The 19,357-nt window shown below is 61.0% G+C and carries 14 protein-coding genes; all 14 read left to right on the top strand.

Annotated features, from left to right (window positions below):
* The first annotated feature begins 31 nt into the window (after positions 1–31).
* Complete coding sequence (locus N5D22_RS24030) at positions 32–2,206, top strand: GGDEF and EAL domain-containing protein (RefSeq protein ID WP_279658415.1); 2,175 nt, start codon at positions 32–34, stop codon at positions 2,204–2,206.
* A gap of 459 nt (positions 2,207–2,665) precedes the next feature.
* Positions 2,666–3,730: a porin gene (locus tag N5D22_RS24025; protein WP_279658414.1), complete on the top strand. Its 1,065-nt coding sequence runs from the start codon at positions 2,666–2,668 to the stop codon at positions 3,728–3,730.
* Between the two features lie 317 nt (positions 3,731–4,047).
* On the top strand, positions 4,048–4,677 hold the full coding sequence (locus tag N5D22_RS24020) for a flavin reductase family protein (protein ID WP_279658413.1): 630 nt from the start codon (positions 4,048–4,050) through the stop codon (positions 4,675–4,677).
* A gap of 197 nt (positions 4,678–4,874) precedes the next feature.
* A complete protein-coding gene (locus N5D22_RS24015) occupies positions 4,875–5,810 on the top strand; it encodes a LysR family transcriptional regulator (protein WP_279658412.1) in 936 nt (311 codons plus the stop codon).
* A gap of 104 nt (positions 5,811–5,914) precedes the next feature.
* Complete coding sequence (locus N5D22_RS24010) at positions 5,915–6,394, top strand: formate dehydrogenase subunit gamma (RefSeq protein WP_279658411.1); 480 nt, start codon at positions 5,915–5,917, stop codon at positions 6,392–6,394.
* On the top strand, positions 6,391–7,947 hold the full coding sequence (locus tag N5D22_RS24005; protein ID WP_279658410.1) for an NADH-quinone oxidoreductase subunit NuoF: 1,557 nt from the start codon (positions 6,391–6,393) through the stop codon (positions 7,945–7,947). The genes N5D22_RS24010 and N5D22_RS24005 overlap by 4 nt, the downstream gene beginning before the upstream one ends.
* 4 nt (positions 7,948–7,951) lie before the next feature.
* Complete coding sequence (gene fdhF, locus N5D22_RS24000; RefSeq protein ID WP_279658409.1) at positions 7,952–10,834, top strand: formate dehydrogenase subunit alpha; 2,883 nt, start codon at positions 7,952–7,954, stop codon at positions 10,832–10,834.
* A gap of 71 nt (positions 10,835–10,905) precedes the next feature.
* On the top strand, positions 10,906–11,250 hold the full coding sequence (locus N5D22_RS23995) for a formate dehydrogenase subunit delta (RefSeq protein WP_279658408.1): 345 nt from the start codon (positions 10,906–10,908) through the stop codon (positions 11,248–11,250).
* 114 nt (positions 11,251–11,364) lie between these two features.
* Complete coding sequence (locus N5D22_RS23990) at positions 11,365–13,017, top strand: OFA family MFS transporter (RefSeq protein WP_279658407.1); 1,653 nt, start codon at positions 11,365–11,367, stop codon at positions 13,015–13,017.
* 231 nt (positions 13,018–13,248) lie between these two features.
* Positions 13,249–14,061: a FadR/GntR family transcriptional regulator gene (locus N5D22_RS23985; RefSeq protein ID WP_279658406.1), complete on the top strand. Its 813-nt coding sequence runs from the start codon at positions 13,249–13,251 to the stop codon at positions 14,059–14,061.
* Positions 14,062–14,143: 82 nt separating this feature from the next.
* Positions 14,144–15,652, top strand: coding sequence for an ABC transporter substrate-binding protein (locus N5D22_RS23980; protein WP_279658405.1), 1,509 nt, complete (start codon positions 14,144–14,146; stop codon positions 15,650–15,652).
* A 66-nt stretch (positions 15,653–15,718) separates the two neighbouring features.
* Entirely contained in the window at positions 15,719–16,666 is a 948-nt protein-coding gene (locus N5D22_RS23975; protein ID WP_020810606.1) for an ABC transporter permease, read from the top strand.
* A gap of 12 nt (positions 16,667–16,678) precedes the next feature.
* On the top strand, positions 16,679–17,551 hold the full coding sequence (locus N5D22_RS23970; protein WP_279658404.1) for an ABC transporter permease: 873 nt from the start codon (positions 16,679–16,681) through the stop codon (positions 17,549–17,551).
* A gap of 21 nt (positions 17,552–17,572) precedes the next feature.
* On the top strand, positions 17,573–19,357 hold the full coding sequence (locus tag N5D22_RS23965) for a gamma-glutamyltransferase family protein (protein WP_279658403.1): 1,785 nt from the start codon (positions 17,573–17,575) through the stop codon (positions 19,355–19,357).

Below are 19,357 nucleotides of genomic sequence, written 5' to 3'. Positions count from 1 at the left end.
CAAAGGCCCGAAGACACCCGTGCAGGACCGGATGTCGCGAAAAAAGCGCGGCATTGCGCCATCTGCTTCTCCTGCGGCAAGCGCAACCGACAATCCCTCTGACCGATATGCGCTTCTGGAGGCCATGATCGATCATGTGCCGGATTTCATCTACGCCAAGGATCTGGAAGGCCGCTTCCTTTTTGCCAATCGCGCAATCGTCACCGAAAACGGTTTCCGCGCGGTGGAGGAGCTGATCGGGCTCACCGACTACGATATTCATGGCGAGGCGGCGCAGCGCGCGGGCATTCCCGATACCGAAGCGCGGGTGATGCGCACCGGGGAACCGGATCTCGGTTACGAGGAACGCGCCATGCGGGGCGATATCGATCGCTGGCTCATGATGTCGCGTGTGCCGCTGAGGGACAAGGCCGGCAACATCATCGGCGTGGTGGGGGCCTCGCGGGATATAACCCAGAAGAAGGCTTCGGAAAGGCTGCTACAGGCGCAGGCGCATATTCTGGAAATGATCGTGGCGGCGGCGCGTATCGAGGATTTTCTCGAAGAATTCGTCAAGGAAATTGAAAATCTCGCAACCGGGCTGGCCTGTGCCGTGCGGGTGTTCGCTGCCGCAGCTGGCGAACCCTCTGTTTATGCCTCGCCCGCGCTTGCGCGGCAGGAGGGGCTGGCCGCGCTCGTTTCCAGCGTCAGCGATCCGGAAAGCCTGCCCCAGCCGGTGGGAAACACGGCCTTTAGCTTCGACATTCCCGCAAGCGAAGGCAAGGCGCATGGCTTCGTCTGGTGCATGCTGGCCGGCCGCAAGCCGGATGCGGAACTGGTGGAATTCATCGGCGCGGCTGCGCGCATGGCGGGTCTGGCGATCGACCGCAAAAGGGCGGCGGAACACATCGCCTTTCTGGCGGATCACGATATGCTGACCCGGCTGCCGAACCGCCGCTTCCTGGATACAAGACTGCCGGAAATACTGGCGGCGGCGACAAAAGCGAACCGAAGGGTCGGCATCGGATTTCTCGATCTCGACAATTTCAAGCAGATCAACGATACGCTCGGCCACAGCATCGGCGATGAGCTGCTGTCGAAGACCGCCGGGCGCATCGCGAAAAGCCTTCGGCGAGACGATCTCGTTCTCAGGGTCGGCGGGGATGAGTTCGTCATCATTCTCGAAGAGCGCAGGGACGATGTCGAAACCCGTCTGCGCAGCATCCGGGCCGCGGTCTCGCAGCCGTTGCGCATCGGCAATTACGATATCAAGATTACATGCAGCATCGGCATGGCCTTTTTCCCCGAACATGGGGAAACCACCGCGGAAATCGTCGCGGCGGCCGATCTTGCCATGTATGACGCCAAGCATAACGGGCGCGACAGCATCGCCACCTTCACGCCGAACATGGCGGACGATCTGCGGAAGAAATTCACCCGCATCGAGGAATTGCGCAAGGCGGTTGAAAGGGACGAATTCGTCCTGCATTTCCAGCCGCAGGTCGATCTCGTCAGCGGCCGCATCAGCGGGGTCGAGGCGCTGGTGCGCTGGCAGCATCCGGTGGAAGGTCTGCTGGGGCCTGCCGAATTCATCGGCCTTGCGGAAGAGACCGGCCTGATCGTGGAACTTGGGGAAAGCATCCTCAACAAAGCGTGCCGTCAGGCGCAGGCATGGGCTGCGGCGGGCCTCTCGCCGGTCAAGATGGCCGTCAATATCTCGCCGCGGCAGTTTCAGGGCGGGCTGGTGCAGCAGATCCGCTCGGTGCTGAAGGAAACCGGCCTTGCGCCATCCATGCTCGAAATCGAAATCACCGAGACGCTCATCATTCAGGATGTCGATACATCGGTGCGGATCATGCGCGCCATAAAACAGATGGGCGTCAGCCTGGCGCTGGACGATTTCGGCATCGGTTATTCCTGTCTCGGCATGCTGAAGACATTCCCGCTATCCTGCATGAAGATCGACCGCTCGTTCCTGACGCACCTGCCGGGAAAAACCAAGGATAGCGCCATCGTTTCGATCATGATCCAGCTTGCCGGGTCTCTCGGCATCGATGTCATTGCCGAAGGTGTGGAAACCAGCGAGCAGGCGACATTTCTGCGTAACGCCGGCTGCCCCTATGGGCAGGGTTATTATTTCAGCCGCCCGGTGCCGGCAGAGGCGATCGCAGACATGCTGGCGAAGATGGCATTATTGCCCACCGGCTTATCCCAAAGCACCCTCTAGGCCGCTTCGGCGACGCTCCGGATCGGCCCGGTACGGTTTGCCTGATGAGGGCGAGCGGCGTCGTCCAATGCGGTATCGATTACATTTCCTGCGGCCCGGCCCGCAATGAAAACCGCCTCGTTATCCGGGGGGCAGGCGCGCGTGGGCGCCCCCTGATATCAAAGAGGATGCTATTTTATAATTATATAATTTGCTATTTAATAGAATATTTATTTAGTAATTTATTTGATTATTTGAGAATAAATCTCAAAAATATTATATTTTGAATTGTTAATTTGTTGTAATTTTACTACGTAATTTGACTGTGTACTTTATTTGTATTTGTATTTCACCGATTTAAATTGCGAGTCCGCGGCAACTTCTGTCATTTGCTGAATCAGCGCAGGGAAGCGGGCGGCAGGGAAAGACCAGCCCTCAAATTTGCGCATTCGTTGAAAAATTTTTGACTGGAGATTACAAATGAACATCAAGAGCCTTTTGATCGGCTCCGCTGCCGCTCTCACGGCAGTATCCGGCGCACAGGCCGCTGACGCCATCGTCGCTGCCGAGCCCGAGCCCATGGAATATGTTCGCGTCTGCGACGCTTTCGGCACCGGCTTCTTCTACATCCCCGGCACCGAAACCTGCCTGAAGTTCGACGGTTACATCCGTTTCCAGACCGACTTCGGTCGTGACCAGTCCGGCACCTCTGACTGGGATTCGTTCACGCGCGCCCAGTTCAACGTCGACACCCGTTCGGACACCGAGCTCGGCGCTCTGCGCGGCTACTTCGGTTTCCGCGGCCAGGCCGATAACGACACCGACCGTAACGTCGTTCTCGATCAGGCTTTCATCGAACTCGCAGGCCTGAAGGTCGGTTTCTACTACAACTGGTGGGACGATGGTCTCTCCGGCGAGTATGACCAGCTCAGCTCCAACCGCACCCGTCTGAACGCTATCCGTTACACCTACGACGCTGGCTCCTTCTATGCTGGTGTTGCAGTTGAAGAACTCGAAGGCTCGCGTAAGGGCACTTCCGAACTCGGCGTTCTGAAGGGCGGCAAGTTCAAGACCAATACGAACGATGTTGGCGTCAGCGCTATCATCGGCGCCAAGTTCGGCGGCGTTAAGGCCAACCTGCTCGGCGGTTACGACACGAACCAAGAAAACGGTGCTATCCGTGCAATCGTCACGGCTGACATTGGTCCTGGCACGCTTGGCCTTTCCGGTGCTTGGGCTTCTGGTGCAAACTACTACTATGAAGAATCCGAATGGACGGTTGCTGCTGAATACGCCATCAAGGCAACTGATAAGCTGACGATCACCCCCGGCTTCCAGTACTTCGGCACGATCGATATCGGCGCTAACAACGATTTCGTTGGCGACCGCGATGCATGGCGCGCTGGCGTAGCCGTTGGCTACAAGATCACCTCGGGCTTCTCCACGCTCGCTTCGGTTACCTATCAGGACGTAGACGGTCGTGAAGGCGTAAACGGTGGCGGCGACAAGTGGACCGGTTTCGTTCGCCTGCAGCGTTCGTTCTAATAGTCCAAATAAAAAAGCATAATCGGGTTAGGCCACTCAGATCCACCCCGTTTCCGAACGGGTGAGTACTAGCTCCAGTCAAAGTTCCTGACATGATGTCAGGTTTGCTCCCCGGACCTATCAGGCCGGGGAGTTTTTATTTGTTCTGATAGCTGGACGGGGCAGTTCCCTTTTGACAGCTGGAAATGCGAAGAGGCCCGGGACCTTCCGTGGCTCCCGGCAACCTGGCGCAAAAATCGACCTTCTCAAGGTGAGGAGTGATTGAGGAATTGTCTTCAATATGATATTTTATTGTATACAATAAATCAGGTACTGCCATGGAATTCGATTTTACCGCGCTTGAACCGCAGAGCCGTTATCGTTTGCTGACCAATTTTATCGGCCCGCGACCGATAGCGCTTGTCACGACGCGTTCGCCCGCCGGCCACAACAATGCCGCGCCGATGAGCTTTTTCAACGTTTTCTCCCATGATCCGCCGATCGTTGTTCTCGGTATCCAGCCACGTGTGACGGGCGAGGAGAAGGATACGATGGCCAATATTCGCCGCACCGCCGAATTTGTCATCAACATGGTCGATATGGCCCTGTCCGAACAGATGCTGGTCTGCGGCCTCGGCTTCGACAGCGAGGTGGATGAACTTTCGATTGCCGGGTTGACGGCGACACCCTGTAGCAAGATCGATGCGAGCTTTGCGGCGGAATCGCCCTGCGCCTTCGAGTGCCGTGTGGAGCGTTTGATCGATTATCCGCGCCGTACCCTGGTTTTGGGGGAGGTGGTGCACATGCATGTTCACAAGGATTGCCTCGACGCGGAGGGGCGTTATGTCGATCCGGACCGATATCAGCCGATCGCGCGCCTGCACGCCGACAATTATATCAGCTCGGATCGCCAGTTTGTCCTCAAGGCGCCCCCGATCACCGACTTCATCAAGCCGGACGGTGCGTGAATGCCTTGACGGGTGAGGCAGGGCCGCGGCGAGGTCGAGCCGATGCCCATGTTTGCCCGGGCGGGGCGGAATCCACGCGTGCCGTCCGCACGCAGTTTGCAGGGAAACACTGGAAGCCATTTGCGGGCCTCTCCGTCCCGTTCTAGTGTTCTTCTGCGCGCAGCATCCGCATGGTCGCGAGTGACGCGGGAGGACGCATGATCGACAAGCTGGAATTTTTCATTGCACTGGCGCGGGCAGAACATTTCGGCCGCGCGGCGGAGGAGTGCGGCGTTTCGCAGCCCAGTCTCTCGGCGGCGATCCGGCAGCTGGAGGACCAGCTTGGCGTCGTCCTCGTGGTGCGCGCGGCGCGTTATCAGGGGCTGACGCCGGAGGGCCAGCGGGTGCTCGAATGGGCGCGTCGCATCGTCGCCGATGCGCGCACCATGCGCGAGGAGATGCGCGCGGCGCGCAAGGGTCTGGCGGGTCACATCCGGCTCGCAGTCATTCCGACGGCGCTTGCGATGGTGCCGCGACTGACGGAATCCTTTCAGGCGCGGCATCCCGATGTCACTTTTTCCGTGACGTCGCGCACCTCGCTGCAGGTTTTGAGCCAGATCGAAAACCTCGAGATCGATGCGGGAATCAGCTATCTCGACAACGAACCGCTGGGTCGTGTGACCACGGTGCCGCTTTATTCGGAGCGATATCACCTGATTGCAGCAGCCGGAACGCCGCTCGCCGATCAGGAAAGCGTTACCTGGAGGCAGGTTTCAGGTCTTAGGTTATGCCTATTGACTTCGGATATGCAGAACCGCCGCATCATCAACAAGCATATGGCTGAAGCGGGGGTGGAGGTGAAACCGACATTGGAGTCCAACTCCATGATTGTGCTGTTTTCACATATCCGAACAGGACAATGGGCTTCAATAATGCCGCGTAACATAGCGGAATCATTTGGTTTTCCAAAGCAGATCAGAATGATACCGATTACCGAGCCGGATGCGGAACATTTGGTGGGATTGATCGCGACCCATCGCGAACCACATACGCCGCTTGTTTCCGCGCTTCTTCATGAGGCGCGTCAGCGCGCAGCGGCGATGGTTTTTGATAGGAATTTCCTATCGGGCGACGAAAACACATTATTGACCTGATCCGGCCGGCCTCGCCATTCTCCCGGACGACGCAGGGACTGCGCAGGCTCTGAAACATGCGCCGCTCGCCGTACCTGCCCCTGTCGGTTTGGGAGGACTGGCTTATGAATATCCGTGCGGTTGCCGCAGATGAGGCGGCCCGTGTCTCCGCTATCATTGATGACTGTCTCCATCTGGAGGGGCCGTTGCTACCCATCCTGCACGCGATGCAGGAGGAATTCGGCTACATCCCGGAAAGCGCCAAGCAGATCATTGCATCCGCACTGAACATATCGCGCGCCGAGGTTCATGGCGTCGTGACCTTCTATCCCGATTTTCGCGATCATCCGTCCGGTCGGCATGTTTTGAAGCTCTGTCGCGCCGAGGCTTGCCAGTCGATGGGTGGCGAGCCTCTTGCGGAAACCATCAAGTCCCGGCTTGGCCTTGACTGGCATGAAACCGCCGCCGACGGTTCCGTCACGCTGGAGCCGGTTTTCTGCCTCGGGCTCTGTGCGCAGGCGCCGGCGCTGATGCTGGATGGCGAGCTTCATGCAAGACTGGATGAGCACTGTCTCGGCGACATTCTGGCGGAGGCGCGCCGATGAGTGTCACCGTTTTTGTTCCGGGCGATTCCGCCGCCCTTGCCGTTGGCGCAGACCGCGTGGCCGACGCCATCGTCCGTGAGGCGGCCAGCCGCAATCTCGATGTGCATATTGTCCGTAACGGTTCGCGCGGCATGCTCTGGCTTGAAGTGCTGGTGGAAGTGCGCAGCGAACATGGCCGCATCGCCTACGGGCCGGTCAAGGCCGGCGACGTTGCTTCGCTTTTCGATGCGGATTTTCTCACCGGCGGCGCGCATCGTCTCTGTCTCGGGCCGACAAAGGACATTCCGTTCCTGAAAAGCCAGACGCGCCTGACATTTGCCCGCTGCGGCGTTACCGATCCCCTGTCGCTGGAGGACTATCGCGCCTATCAGGGCTTGAAAGGCCTCGAAAAAGCCGTCGCCATGGCGCCGCTCGACATAGTCGCTCAGGTGACCGAAAGCGGCCTGCGCGGACGTGGTGGGGCGGGTTTCCCGACCGGTATCAAATGGAAGACTGTCGCCGATGCGGTGGCAGACCAGAAATATATCGTCTGCAATGCGGACGAGGGCGATAGCGGCACCTTCGCCGACCGCATGATCATGGAAGGCGATCCCTTCGTGCTGATCGAAGGCATGGCGATTGCCGGCCTCGCCGCCGGCGCGACGAAAGGCTTCATCTATACGCGCTCGGAATATCCTTATGCCATCAAGGTCATGGAGCAGGCGATCGAGATCGCCCGCCGCGAAGGCATCATCGGCCCGTCCGTGCTCGGTTCCGGCCGTGCTTTTGACATGGAAGTCCGCATGGGCGCCGGCGCCTATGTCTGCGGCGAGGAAACCTCGCTTCTGAACAGTCTGGAAGGCAAGCGCGGCACCGTGCGCGCCAAGCCGCCGCTGCCTGCTTTGCAGGGCCTGTTCGGCAGGCCCACCGTCGTCAACAATGTGATCTCGCTCGCCTCCATTCCAGTCATCATGGATCGCGGCGCGGCCTTTTATCGCGATTTCGGCGTCGGCCGTTCGCATGGCACCATCCCCATCCAGCTTGCCGGAAACATCAGGCATGGCGGTCTCTACGAAACCGCCTTCGGCCTGCCGCTCGGACAGCTGGTCAATGACATCGGCGGCGGCACGATCACCGGCCGCCCGGTCAAGGCGGTGCAGGTGGGCGGTCCGCTCGGGGCCTATTTCCCGGTTTCGCTGTTCGACACGATCTTCGACTATGAAGCCTTTACCGCCGCTGGCGGCCTCATCGGGCATGCCGGCATCGTGGTGTTTGACGATACTGCCGACATGCTGCATCAGGCGCGGTTCGCGCTGGAATTCTGCGCCGTCGAAAGCTGCGGCAAGTGCACACCCTGCCGCATCGGCTCCACACGCGGCGTCGAGACGGTGGACAGGATCGCGCTCGGCATCGAGCGGGAGAAAAATACGGCGCTCCTCGCAGACCTCTGCGAAACCATGAAATTCGGTTCGCTCTGTGCGCTCGGCGGTTTCACGCCCTATCCCGTCATGAGCGCGCTCCGGCATTTCCCTGATGATTTTGCCCCCACCCCACGGGTTGAAGCGGCGGAGTAAGACCATGGCCCTTGTGACAGAATTCGACTATGGAACCCCGAAATCCCGCGCGACCGACATGGTGACGCTCACCATCGACGGCAGGCAGGTGACCGTGCCGGCCGGAACCTCGATCATGCGCGCCTCGCGCGAAGCGGGCATCGATGTTCCCAAACTCTGCGCCACCGACATGGTTGACGCCTTTGGTTCCTGCCGCCTCTGTCTGATCGAGGTGGAGGGCCGCAATGGCACTCCCGCCTCCTGCACCACGCCCGTCGCCCCCGGTCTCGTCGTGCACACGCAGACCGAGCGGCTGAAGCAGATCCGCAAGGGCGTGATGGAGCTTTATATCTCCGACCACCCGCTCGACTGTCTGACCTGCGCCGCCAATGGCGATTGCGAGCTGCAGGACATGGCCGGCGCCGTTGGCCTGCGCGATGTGCGTTACGGTTATGAAGGCGACAACCACGTCAAGGCCCGCACCGGCGATGGCGATCTCAATGCCCGCTGGATGCCGAAGGACGAAAGCAATCCCTATTTCACCTATGATCCTTCCAAATGCATCGTCTGTTCCCGCTGCGTGCGCGCCTGCGAGGAAGTGCAGGGCACCTTCGCGCTGACGATCGAAGGCCGTGGTTTTGAAAGCCGGGTGTCGCCCGGTGCGCATGAGGCGTTCCTCGATTCCGACTGCGTTTCCTGCGGCGCCTGCGTGCAGGCCTGTCCCACCGCGACGCTCACCGAAAAATCGGTGATCGAGATCGGCCAGCCGGAGCATTCGCTGGTCACGACCTGCGCCTATTGCGGTGTCGGCTGCTCCTTCAAGGCGGAAATGCGCGGTGAAGAGCTGGTGCGCATGGTGCCGTGGAAGGACGGGCAGGCCAATCGCGGCCATTCCTGCGTCAAGGGCCGCTTCGCTTATGGTTATGCCACCCACAGGGACCGCATTCTCAACCCGATGATCCGCGAAAAGATCAGCGATCCATGGCGGGAAGTCACATGGGAGGAGGCCTTCTCCCATGTCGCGTCGGAGTTCCGGCGTATTCAGGGTCAATATGGCCGGGAATCCATCGGCGGCATCACCTCGTCTCGCTGCACGAACGAAGAAACCTTCCTCGTGCAGAAACTCATCCGTGCCGGTTTCGGCAATAACAACGTCGATACCTGCGCCCGCGTCTGCCATTCGCCGACGGGTTATGGTCTCGGCCAGGCTTTCGGCACCTCCGCCGGCACGCAGAATTTCGACAGTGTCGAGCAGTCCGACGTGGTGCTGGTCATCGGCGCCAATCCGACGGATGGACATCCGGTTTTCGGTTCGCGGCTGAAGAAGCGGCTGCGCCAGGGCGCAAAACTGATCGTCATCGATCCGCGCCGCATCGATCTCGTCCGCACGCCGCATGTGGAGGCGTCCTTCCATCTGCCGCTGAAGCCCGGAACCAACGTTGCGGTGCTGACTTCGCTTGCGCATGTCATCGTCACGGAAGGGCTGTTCAACGAAGCCTTCATCCGCGAGCGCTGTGACTGGTCGGAATTCGAGGATTGGGCCGCTTTCGTTGCGGAACCCCAGCACAGCCCGGAAGAAACCGAAAGCTTCACCGGTGTGCCGGCGGAAGAGGTGCGCGGCGCCGCACGTCTTTATGCCAAGGGCGGCAATGGCGCCATCTATTACGGGCTCGGTGTCACCGAACACAGCCAGGGGTCCACCACGGTGATGGCGATCGCCAACCTCGCCATGGCGACCGGCAATATCGGCCGTCCCGGCGTGGGGGTCAATCCGCTGCGGGGGCAGAACAATGTGCAGGGCTCCTGTGACATGGGGTCTTTCCCGCATGAGCTTCCGGGTTACCGGCATATTTCCGACGATGCGACGCGCGACGTCTTCGAAAAACTCTGGGGCGTGAAGCTCAATAACGAGCCGGGGCTGCGTATCCCCAACATGCTCGATGCGGCCGTGGATGGCAGCTTCAAGGGCATCTACATTCAGGGCGAGGATATTCTCCAGTCGGATCCGGATACGAAGCATGTTTCGGCCGGTCTCGCCGCCATGGAATGTGTCGTGGTGCACGATCTCTTCCTGAACGAGACGGCGAATTACGCGCATGTCTTCCTGCCGGGTTCCACCTTCCTCGAAAAGGACGGCACCTTCACCAATGCCGAGCGCCGCATCAACCGCGTGCGCAAGGTCATGTCACCGAAAAACGGTTATGCAGACTGGGAAGTGACACAGAATCTGGCGCAGGCCATGGGGCTTGCATGGAACTACGCCCATCCGTCCGAGATTATGGACGAAATCGCCGCGACGACGCCAAGTTTCGCCAATGTCTCCTATACCTATCTGGAAGAGAAGGGCTCGGTGCAGTGGCCCTGCAACGAAAAATTCCCTGAGGGTTCGCCGATCATGCATGTGGACGGTTTCGTGCGCGGCAAGGGCAAGTTCATCCGCACCGAATATGTGGCCACGGACGAACGCACGGGGCCGCGTTTCCCGCTGCTGCTCACCACCGGCCGCATCCTGTCGCAATACAATGTCGGCGCGCAGACACGGCGCACGGAAAACGTCGTCTGGCATGAGGAGGATCGGCTCGAAATCCATCCGCATGATGCCGAACAGCGTGGCGTGAAGGATGGCGACTGGATCAAGCTCGCCAGCCGCTCGGGCGACACGACGCTGAGAGCGCTGATTACCGACCGTGTGGCGCCGGGCGTGGTCTATACAACCTTCCACCATCCCGGTACGCAGGCGAACGTCATCACCACGGATTTTTCGGACTGGGCGACCAATTGTCCGGAATACAAGGTGACGGCAGTGCAGGTCTCGCCCTCCAACGGGCCGACGGAATGGCAGGAAGAATATGACGCGCTCGGCCGCCGTGCGCGGCGGATTTCTGGCAAGCTCGAAGCCGCGGAATAATTGCGGGCCGGGTCTCTCCCGGCCTTCTCACATGGAGGCGCTGGCGGTGAACCGGCGCGGGGGATGAGGTCATGCTGCTCAATCACACGGATGAAAAGCTGGTGAGGATGGCGAACCAGATCGCGACGTTTTTCCTGTCGCAGCCGGAGAATATCCGTATCGAAGGGGTCGCCACCCATATCAACAAGTTCTGGGAGCCGCGCATGCGCCGCCGCTTCTTCGAAATGGTGGATGCCGGCGCCGGCGAGTTTCTGCCGCTCGTGCTTGCGGCATCCGCAAAGATCAGAAGGCCCGATGCGTCGGTCGCCGCTGCCGCGGGGCCTGGCGGCGACGCGACGGGTGCACCGGGCGGCAAGGGGGCGATGGCCGGCGGGTCCCTTTCCGAGCCGAGCGTACCGGAAACGACGCGGGCCTGAGCCTGGCGGCTGCAGATCAAGCGTGTCGCCGCGCGGGGGACGTTCGGCGACATGAATAGTCGCCTGGCGGGGCGAATGGGAAATGTCCAGACATCCACGAGGGAGGTAATGTCGATGGCAGTAGCAGGCGTAACGGCGGGAGAGGCGGCGCAGGCCGGATTGTTGGACCGCGAAAGAATAATCGCAAGGCCGGGTTTCAATCGCTGGCTGGTGCCGCCGGCAGCCCTGGCAATCCATTTATGCATCGGCATGGCCTATGGCTTCAGCGTCTTCTGGCTGCCGCTGTCGAAGGCGCTGCCGGCGACGGACCCAAGCTGCTCCAGCCTCACCCTCATGGGGGCGCTGTTCACCACGCAGTGCAACTGGCGTGTGGCCGATCTCGGCTGGATTTACACGCTGTTCTTCGTTCTTCTCGGTTGCTCGGCTGCCATCTGGGGCGGCTGGCTGGAACGGGTCGGACCGCGCAAGGCGGGCTTCGTCTCCGCCTGCTGCTGGTGCGGCGGCATTCTCGTTGCGGCGCTCGGCGTCATGACGCACCAGCTGTGGCTGATGTGGCTGGGCGCGGGTGTCATCGGCGGGGTCGGTCTCGGCCTTGGTTATATTTCGCCGGTGTCGACCCTGATCAAATGGTTTCCGGACCGTCGCGGCATGGCGACGGGCATGGCCATCATGGGCTTCGGCGGCGGGGCGATGATCGGCGCGCCGCTCGCCAACCTGTTGATGAACATCTTCAAGACCGACACGTCCGTCGGCGTCTGGCAGACTTTCGTCGTCATGGCGCTGATCTATTTCGCCTTCATGATGGCGGGCGCCTTCGGTTATCGAATCCCGCCAGCCGGCTGGCGTCCGGAAGGCTGGACGGCGCCGGCCGCCAAAAGCGCGATGATAACCCACCGGCATGTGCACCTGCGCGACGCGCACAAGACGCCGCAATTCTGGCTGATCTGGGCGGTGCTGTGCCTTAACGTCTCAGCGGGCATCGGGGTTATCGGCATGGCCTCGCCCATGCTGCAGGAAATCTTCGCGGGCTCGCTCATCGGCCTGCCGGGCGTTGGTTTCGCCGATCTCGATGCCGGCCAGAAGGCCCAGATCGCGGCCATTGCCGCCGGTTTCACCGGGCTGCTCTCGCTGTTCAATATCGGCGGGCGCTTCTTCTGGGCGTCGATGTCCGACAGGATCGGGCGCAAGAACACCTATTTCTGCTTCTTCATTCTCGGCATCATCCTTTATGCGCTGGCGCCGACGCTTGCGACGATGGGCAACAAGGCGCTGTTCGTTCTGGCCTTCGGCATCATCCTCTCCATGTATGGCGGCGGTTTCGCAACCATTCCCGCCTATCTCGCCGATATTTTCGGGACACAGTTCGTGGGCGCAATCCATGGCCGCCTGCTGACCGCATGGGCGACGGCCGGCATCGCCGGACCCGTTGTCGTCAACTACATCCGCGAGGCGCAGATCGCGGCGGGTGTGGCTCCCGGGCCGGCGCTCTATACCAGCACCATGTATATTCTGGCGGGCATGCTGGCCATCGGCCTTGTCGCCAATGCCTTCGTCCGCCCGCTTGCCGACAAGTGGTTCATGTCCGATGCGGAGGTTGCCGCCTTGCAGGCGAAGACGGCTGCCGCCAATGCCGGGCCCACAGGCTCCTTCGGTATCGGGCGCGGCGGGCTCGATGCCAAGGCGGCCCTTGCCTGGGCTGCGGTCGGCATTCCGCTTCTCTGGGGCGTGTGGGTGACGGTGAGGAGCAGCCTTGCGCTGTTCGGTTGAGCGTCAACATCGTCGAAACTATCCGGGCAGCCCTTCGGCTGCCCGGTTTCGTTTGAGCTCCACGATCCCGGGCGGCCCGGTCGGGAAACCATAATCCCGACCCCGACACTCGCCACCCTGTCCGACCCGACGCAGGGATTCCGCTTCTCACGCATGCTGTCTGCCCATATTTTGAGCGCATGTGTTTGTCGCTCAGAAATGAGCTTGACGCTTGCGCAAATTTATCACCAAATGAACCAATATAAGATTGGTTCGATAAAATGGTGCGGCGTGACTGCAAACCCCAACGATAATTCCAATTACGCCCTGGCGAAGCTGCGGGAGTACATCCGGACGAATCAACTCGCGAGGGATGGCAAGCTGCCGACGGAGCGGGCTTTTGCGGAGGCCCTGAATGTCGGCCGTCGCTCCATTCGCCGCGCCCTTGAGGTTCTGGAAGCCGAAGGCCTGATCTGGCGCCGGCAGGGGGCTGGAACCTTTTTGGGTGAAAAGCCGGATGATTGGTCCGCGCAGGTCACCGAACTCGTTGCCGGCACGGATTTCATGGAAATCATGGAAGTGCGCCTCAGGATCGAACCGCAGCTGGCACAGCTCGCGGCCATGCGCGCCAAGCCCGCCGAAGTGGAGCGCATGCGCGCGCTTGTGGAAAAAACCGGGCAGAGCACCGATGCGGACGCCAAGGAGCTGTGGGACGGTTCGCTTCACCGCCAGATCGCCCAGAGCGCCGGCAACAAGCTCTTCCTGTCGATTTTCGATGTCATCAACCGCGTTCGCCAGGACGATGCCTGGCAATCGATCCGCGAACTTGCGCGGCGCAGCGGCACGAATGGTAGGGCGTCTTTCGAGCAGCACCTGGCCATCGTCGATGCCATAGCCGACCGCGATCCGGCCAGGGCCGGTGAAGCGATGCGCCAGCATCTTCTCATGCATCAGGAAAGGCTGATCCGCGCCACCTCGCTCGGCTTTCTGGAGGAGAAGACCGAAGAGGACGCCGCCGCCGGCAGCAGGGGGGATGCCGACAATCCGCTTACTCCGGCTTCATAAGCCGCAGAACCGACCTGTCGGCCATTCAGGCCGGCCAATGAAAATAAAATAAAACAAAGACAACCACACCAGAGGAACGAACATGAAGAAAACCCAGACATTCACCGCTGCGCTGTTGGCAGGCGCATTCCTGGCGACGCCGGCGCTGTCGTCCGAATTGCGCATCGGCCTCAATGACGACGCCGACGTTCTCGATCCCGCGCAATCGCGCACCTTCGTCGGCCGCATCGTCTACACCGCGATGTGCGACAAGCTGGTGGATATTTCGCAGGACATGAAGATCGTGCCGCAGCTTGCCACCGAATGGGCGTGGTCGGAAGGCGGCAAGGTGCTGACCATGAAGATCCGCGATGGCGTCAAGTTCCACGATGGCGAGACGCTGGATGCGGCCGCCGTCGTCGCCACCATCGAGCGCAACATGACGCTGCCGGAATCGCGCCGCAAGAGCGAGCTGTCCTCGGTCGAGAAGGTCGAGGCGACCGGGCCGCTGGAAGTGAAGTTCACGCTGAAGACGCCTGACGTCACCCTGCTGGCGCAGCTTTCCGACCGCGCCGGCATGATCGTTGCGCCGAAAGCGGCCAAGGAACTGGGCGCCAATTTCGGCTCCAAGCCGGTCTGCGCCGGCCCGTTCAAATTTGTCGAGCGCATCCAGCAGGACCGTATCGTGCTGGAGAAATTCGCCGATTATTGGGACAAGGACAAGATCCTCGTTGACAAGATCGTCTATCTGCCGATCCCCGATACCACGGTAAAGCTTGCAAACCTTCGCGCCGGCGACCTCGACATCGCCGAACGCATTTCAGCGTCAGATGCGGAATCCGTCAGGAACGACCCCAAGTTGACCTATGCCGATGTGATCGGTCCCGGTTACATGGCCATGTATGTCAACATGAACAATGGCGCGCGTGCGGATAATCCGCTCGGCAAGGACAAGCGCCTGCGGCAGGCTTTCTCCTATGCTATCGACCGCGAGGCCATCGGCCAGATCGTCTTTGAAGGCACGTCCAAGGGCGGCAATCAGGCTTTCCCGCCGACAAGCCCCTGGTTCAACCAGGACCTGCCGGTGCCGCCGCGCGATATCGACAAGGCCAAGCAGCTGATGAAGGAGGCGGGTTACGAGACGCTCGACGTCGAGCTTCAACACGCCAACAACACCACGCAGACGCAGATGATGCAGGTCATCCAGTCCATGGCGGCCGAAGCCGGTTTCAACGTCACCCTGAAGGCGACCGAATTCGCGACGCTTCTGTCCGAACAGACCGCCGGCAATTACCAGCTCAGCCGTTCCGACTGGTCGGGGCGTATCGATCCCGATGGCAACCTGCACCAGTTCGTCACCTGCAAGGGCGGCATCAACGATGTGAAATATTGCAACCCGGAAGTCGACAAGCTGCTGAACGAGGCCCGCGCCTCCACCGACGATGCGGTCCGCAAGGAAAAATACGATGCCGCAAGCGTCATCCTCAACGATGACATGCCGATCATCTATCTCGGTCACCAGCCCTATGCCTATGCCATCTCCAACAGGGTCAAGGGTTGGGCGCCGTCGCCCGATGGCATGATCCGCCTTCTCGGCGTTTCCAAGGACTGACCGCTTCGCATAGGCCGCACGGCTCGCTGTGCGGCCCCCAGACCGGACCCAAACGGGGGCAATGCCATGCCTGTTTACATCGGCAAGCGACTGCTGGTCGCGATCCCGACGCTTCTGATCATTTCCATCTTCGTTTTCTCGCTGCAGAAACTTTTGCCGGGCGATCCGGTGCTTGCCATGGCGGGCGAGGAACGCGATCCCGCGACGATTGAATTCTTGCGCGAGAAATATCGCCTCAACGACCCCGTGCCGCTGCAATATGTCAACTGGCTGGGCGGCGTGGTGACGGGCGATTTCGGTATTTCGCTGCGCACCAACCAGCCGGTGCTGGAACTGATCGGCCAGAAGCTGCCGGTCACCATTCAGCTGGCTGTCATGGCGATGTTCTTTGCCATGGTCATCGGCATTCCCATCGGCATTCTGGCCGCCGTCAAGAAGAATACGTGGATCGACTATACGGCCAATATCGTGGCGCTTTCCGGCCTTTCGATCCCGAATTTCTGGCTCGGCATCATGCTGATCCTGCTGGTCTCGGTGAAACTCGGCTGGCTGCCGGCATCCGGTTATGAATCGATCTTCGTCGACCCGGTCCGTTCCATCGAAACCATGATCATGCCGGCCTTCGTGCTGGGCAACGCGCTTGCGGCGACGCTGATGCGCCATACACGTTCGGCGATGGTGGCGGTGTTGAGTTCCGACTATATCCGCACCGCCCGCGCCAAGGGGCTTTCGCCGCGCGAGATCATCCTGTCGCATAGTTTCCGCAACGCGCTGCTGCCGGTCATCACGCTGCTGGCGCTGCTGTTCGGTGAATTGCTGGCCGGGGCGGTCCTGACGGAGCAGATATTCACCATTCCCGGCTTCGGCAAGATGACGGTCGATGCGGTGTTCACCCGCGATTATGCCGTCGTGCAGGGCATCGTTCTTTGCACCGCCGTCGGTTTCATCCTCATGAACCTTCTTGCCGATATTGCCTATGTCCTGCTCAACCCCCGCCTCAGGGCGACGATCTGAGGCCCCGATATCATGACCGTTCTCGATCAAAACCTCTCCGTAGCGGTAACGCGGCAGGAAAGCCGCGCCTGGAAGAAGATGAAGCGCAACAAATCGGCGCTTGTCGGCATGGTCATCGTGCTGTTCTTCGCCGTCCTTGCCATAGCCGCGCCGATCCTGCCGATTGCCGACCCGGTTACGACCAGCTGGTCGGCCATCCGCAAGGCGCCCTCGGCGGCCCACTGGCTCGGCACCGATGATCTCGGCCGCGATATTCTCTCGCGCATGATCTATGGCGCGCGCGCCTCGCTGATGGCCGGCGTCGTCTCGGTGATGATCGCCGTGGTCATCGGCGTGCCCTTCGGCCTGATTTCCGGCTATTTCGGCGGCTGGGTGGATATGGTCATATCCCGTATCACCGAAGCGCTGCTGGCCATGCCCTTCCTCATCATGGCGATTGCGCTCGCAGCCTTCCTCGGGCCGAGCCTCACCAATGCCATGATCGCGATTGGTCTTTCCGCCATGCCGATTTTCGTGCGGTTGACGCGTGGGCAGGTGCTGGCGGTCAAGATGGAGGATTATGTCGAGGGCGCAAGGTCGATCGGCCTCAACCACGTCGACATCATGACGCGTTACATCCTGCCAAATGTCTTCGCCCCCATCATCGTGCAGGCGACCCTGACGGTCGCCACCGCCATCATTGCGGAGGCGAGCCTCTCTTTCCTCGGCCTTGGCCAGCAGGCGCCGGCGCCTTCCTGGGGTTCGATGCTGAACACCGCGAAGAATTTCCTCAGCCAGGCGCCGTGGATGACGATGTGGCCCGGCATCGCCATCTTCCTCGTCGTCATCGGTTTCAATCTTCTGGGCGACGGCCTGCGCGATGCGCTCGATCCGCGCGAAGCATGATTTTTTACAAGGAATATCGGAATGACTGAATTCACCACACGCCCTGAAATCCTTGGCACCTTCGGCGTCGTCACCTCAACGCACTGGATCGCCTCGGCTGTTGGCATGGCGATCCTCGAAAAGGGTGGCAATGCTTTCGACGCCGCCGTCGCCACCGGCTTCGTTCTGCAGATCGTGGAACCGCATCTCTGCGGCCCGGGCGGCGACATGCCCGCCGTATTCTATTCGAAAAAGACGGACAAGGTGGAAGTCATCTGCGCACAGGGCCCGGCCCCGAGCGGGGCGACCATTGAACATTATACCTCGGAAGGGCTGAAGCTGATCCCCGGCGACGGGTTGCTGGCCACCGTCATTCCCGGCGCCTTCGACGGCTGGATGCTGATGCTGCGCGATTATGGCACGATGAGCGTGCGCGAGGTGCTGGAACCCGCCATCTATTATGCCGAGCACGGGCACCCGACGCTGCCGCGCGTCTCCGCCACCATCAAGGGGCTGGCGGATTTCTTCGAGAAGGAATGGCCGACATCCCATGAGACATGGCTGCCGGGCGGTGCGGCACCCGAGCCCCACGCCAATTTCCGCAATCCGGTTCTGGCCGCGACCTATCAGCGGATCGTTACCGAAGCCGAAGCGTGTTCCGGCCGCGAAAACCAGATCGAGGCGGCGCGTGATGCCTTTTACCGGGGTTTCGTAGCGGAAGCCATCGACGGTTACGTGAGGACCGCGGAAATCATGGATGCCAGCGGTGCTAAGCACAAGGGCGTGCTGACGGCGCAGGATATGGCCGGGTGGAGCGCGACCGTTGAAGCGCCGCAGACGCTCGATTATCACGACTGGGCGATTGCCAAGACGCCGGCCTGGGGGCAGGGTCCGGTTCTGCTGCAATCGCTCGCGCTTCTGAAGGGTTTCGACATTGCGGCCATGGACCCGTCCGGTCCCGATTTCATCCACACCATCGTTGAAGCCATGAAGCTCGCCTTTGCCGACCGCGAGGTCTATTACGGCGATCCGGAATTTGGCCAGATACCGACGGAATATCTTCTCTCCGAAGGTTATAATGCCGGACGCCGGGCGCTGATCGGCAGCGACGCCTCGCTGGAGCTGCGCCCCGGCACCGTACCGGGTTACGAAAAGCAGGTGGACGCCACCATGGCGATGCTGGACGAGATGAGCGGCAGGGGCACCGTCTACGAGCCGACCATGTCGCATCTGACGGAGAAGCGCGGTGACACCGTGCATATCGATGTCATCGACCGCTGGGGCAACATGGTGTCCACCACGCCGTCGGGCGGCTGGCTGCAATCCTCGCCCATCGTTCCGGGCCTCGGCTTCGCGCTCAATTCCCGCGCCCAGATGTTCTGGCTGAAGGAAGGCCTGCCGACCTCGCTTGCGCCGGGCAAACGCCCGCGCACCACGCTGACGCCATCGCTTGCGCTGCATCGGGGACGTCCCGCGATGGTTTTCGGCACGCCCGGTGGCGACCAGCAGGACCAGTGGCAGCTGCCTTTCTTCCTGCGTTATGCCCATCACGGCAAGAACCTGCAGGCCGCCATCGACATGCCGCTGTTCCACACCGCGCATTTTCCGGGTTCGTTTTATCCGCGCACCAGTTCGCCGGGTGAAATCACGGTGGAAGGCGCGGTGGGTGAGGCGACACTCGATGAGCTTCGCCGCCGCGGCCACCGGGTGACAGTTGCCGATGCCTGGTCGGTCGGGCGGCTTACCGCCGCGCGCCGCGATGCCGACGGTCTGCTGCGCGCCGCAGCGACGCCACGGCTGATGCAGGCCTATGCGGTGGGGCGGTGA

The sequence above is a fragment of the Agrobacterium sp. GD03872 genome (genome assembly GCF_029840625.1).
In the GTDB taxonomy this organism is placed as follows: Bacteria; Pseudomonadota; Alphaproteobacteria; order Rhizobiales; family Rhizobiaceae; genus Agrobacterium; species Agrobacterium fabrum_A.
Note: the sequence above shows the minus strand (reverse complement) of the source record. Positions and strands in the feature narration are given on the sequence as shown.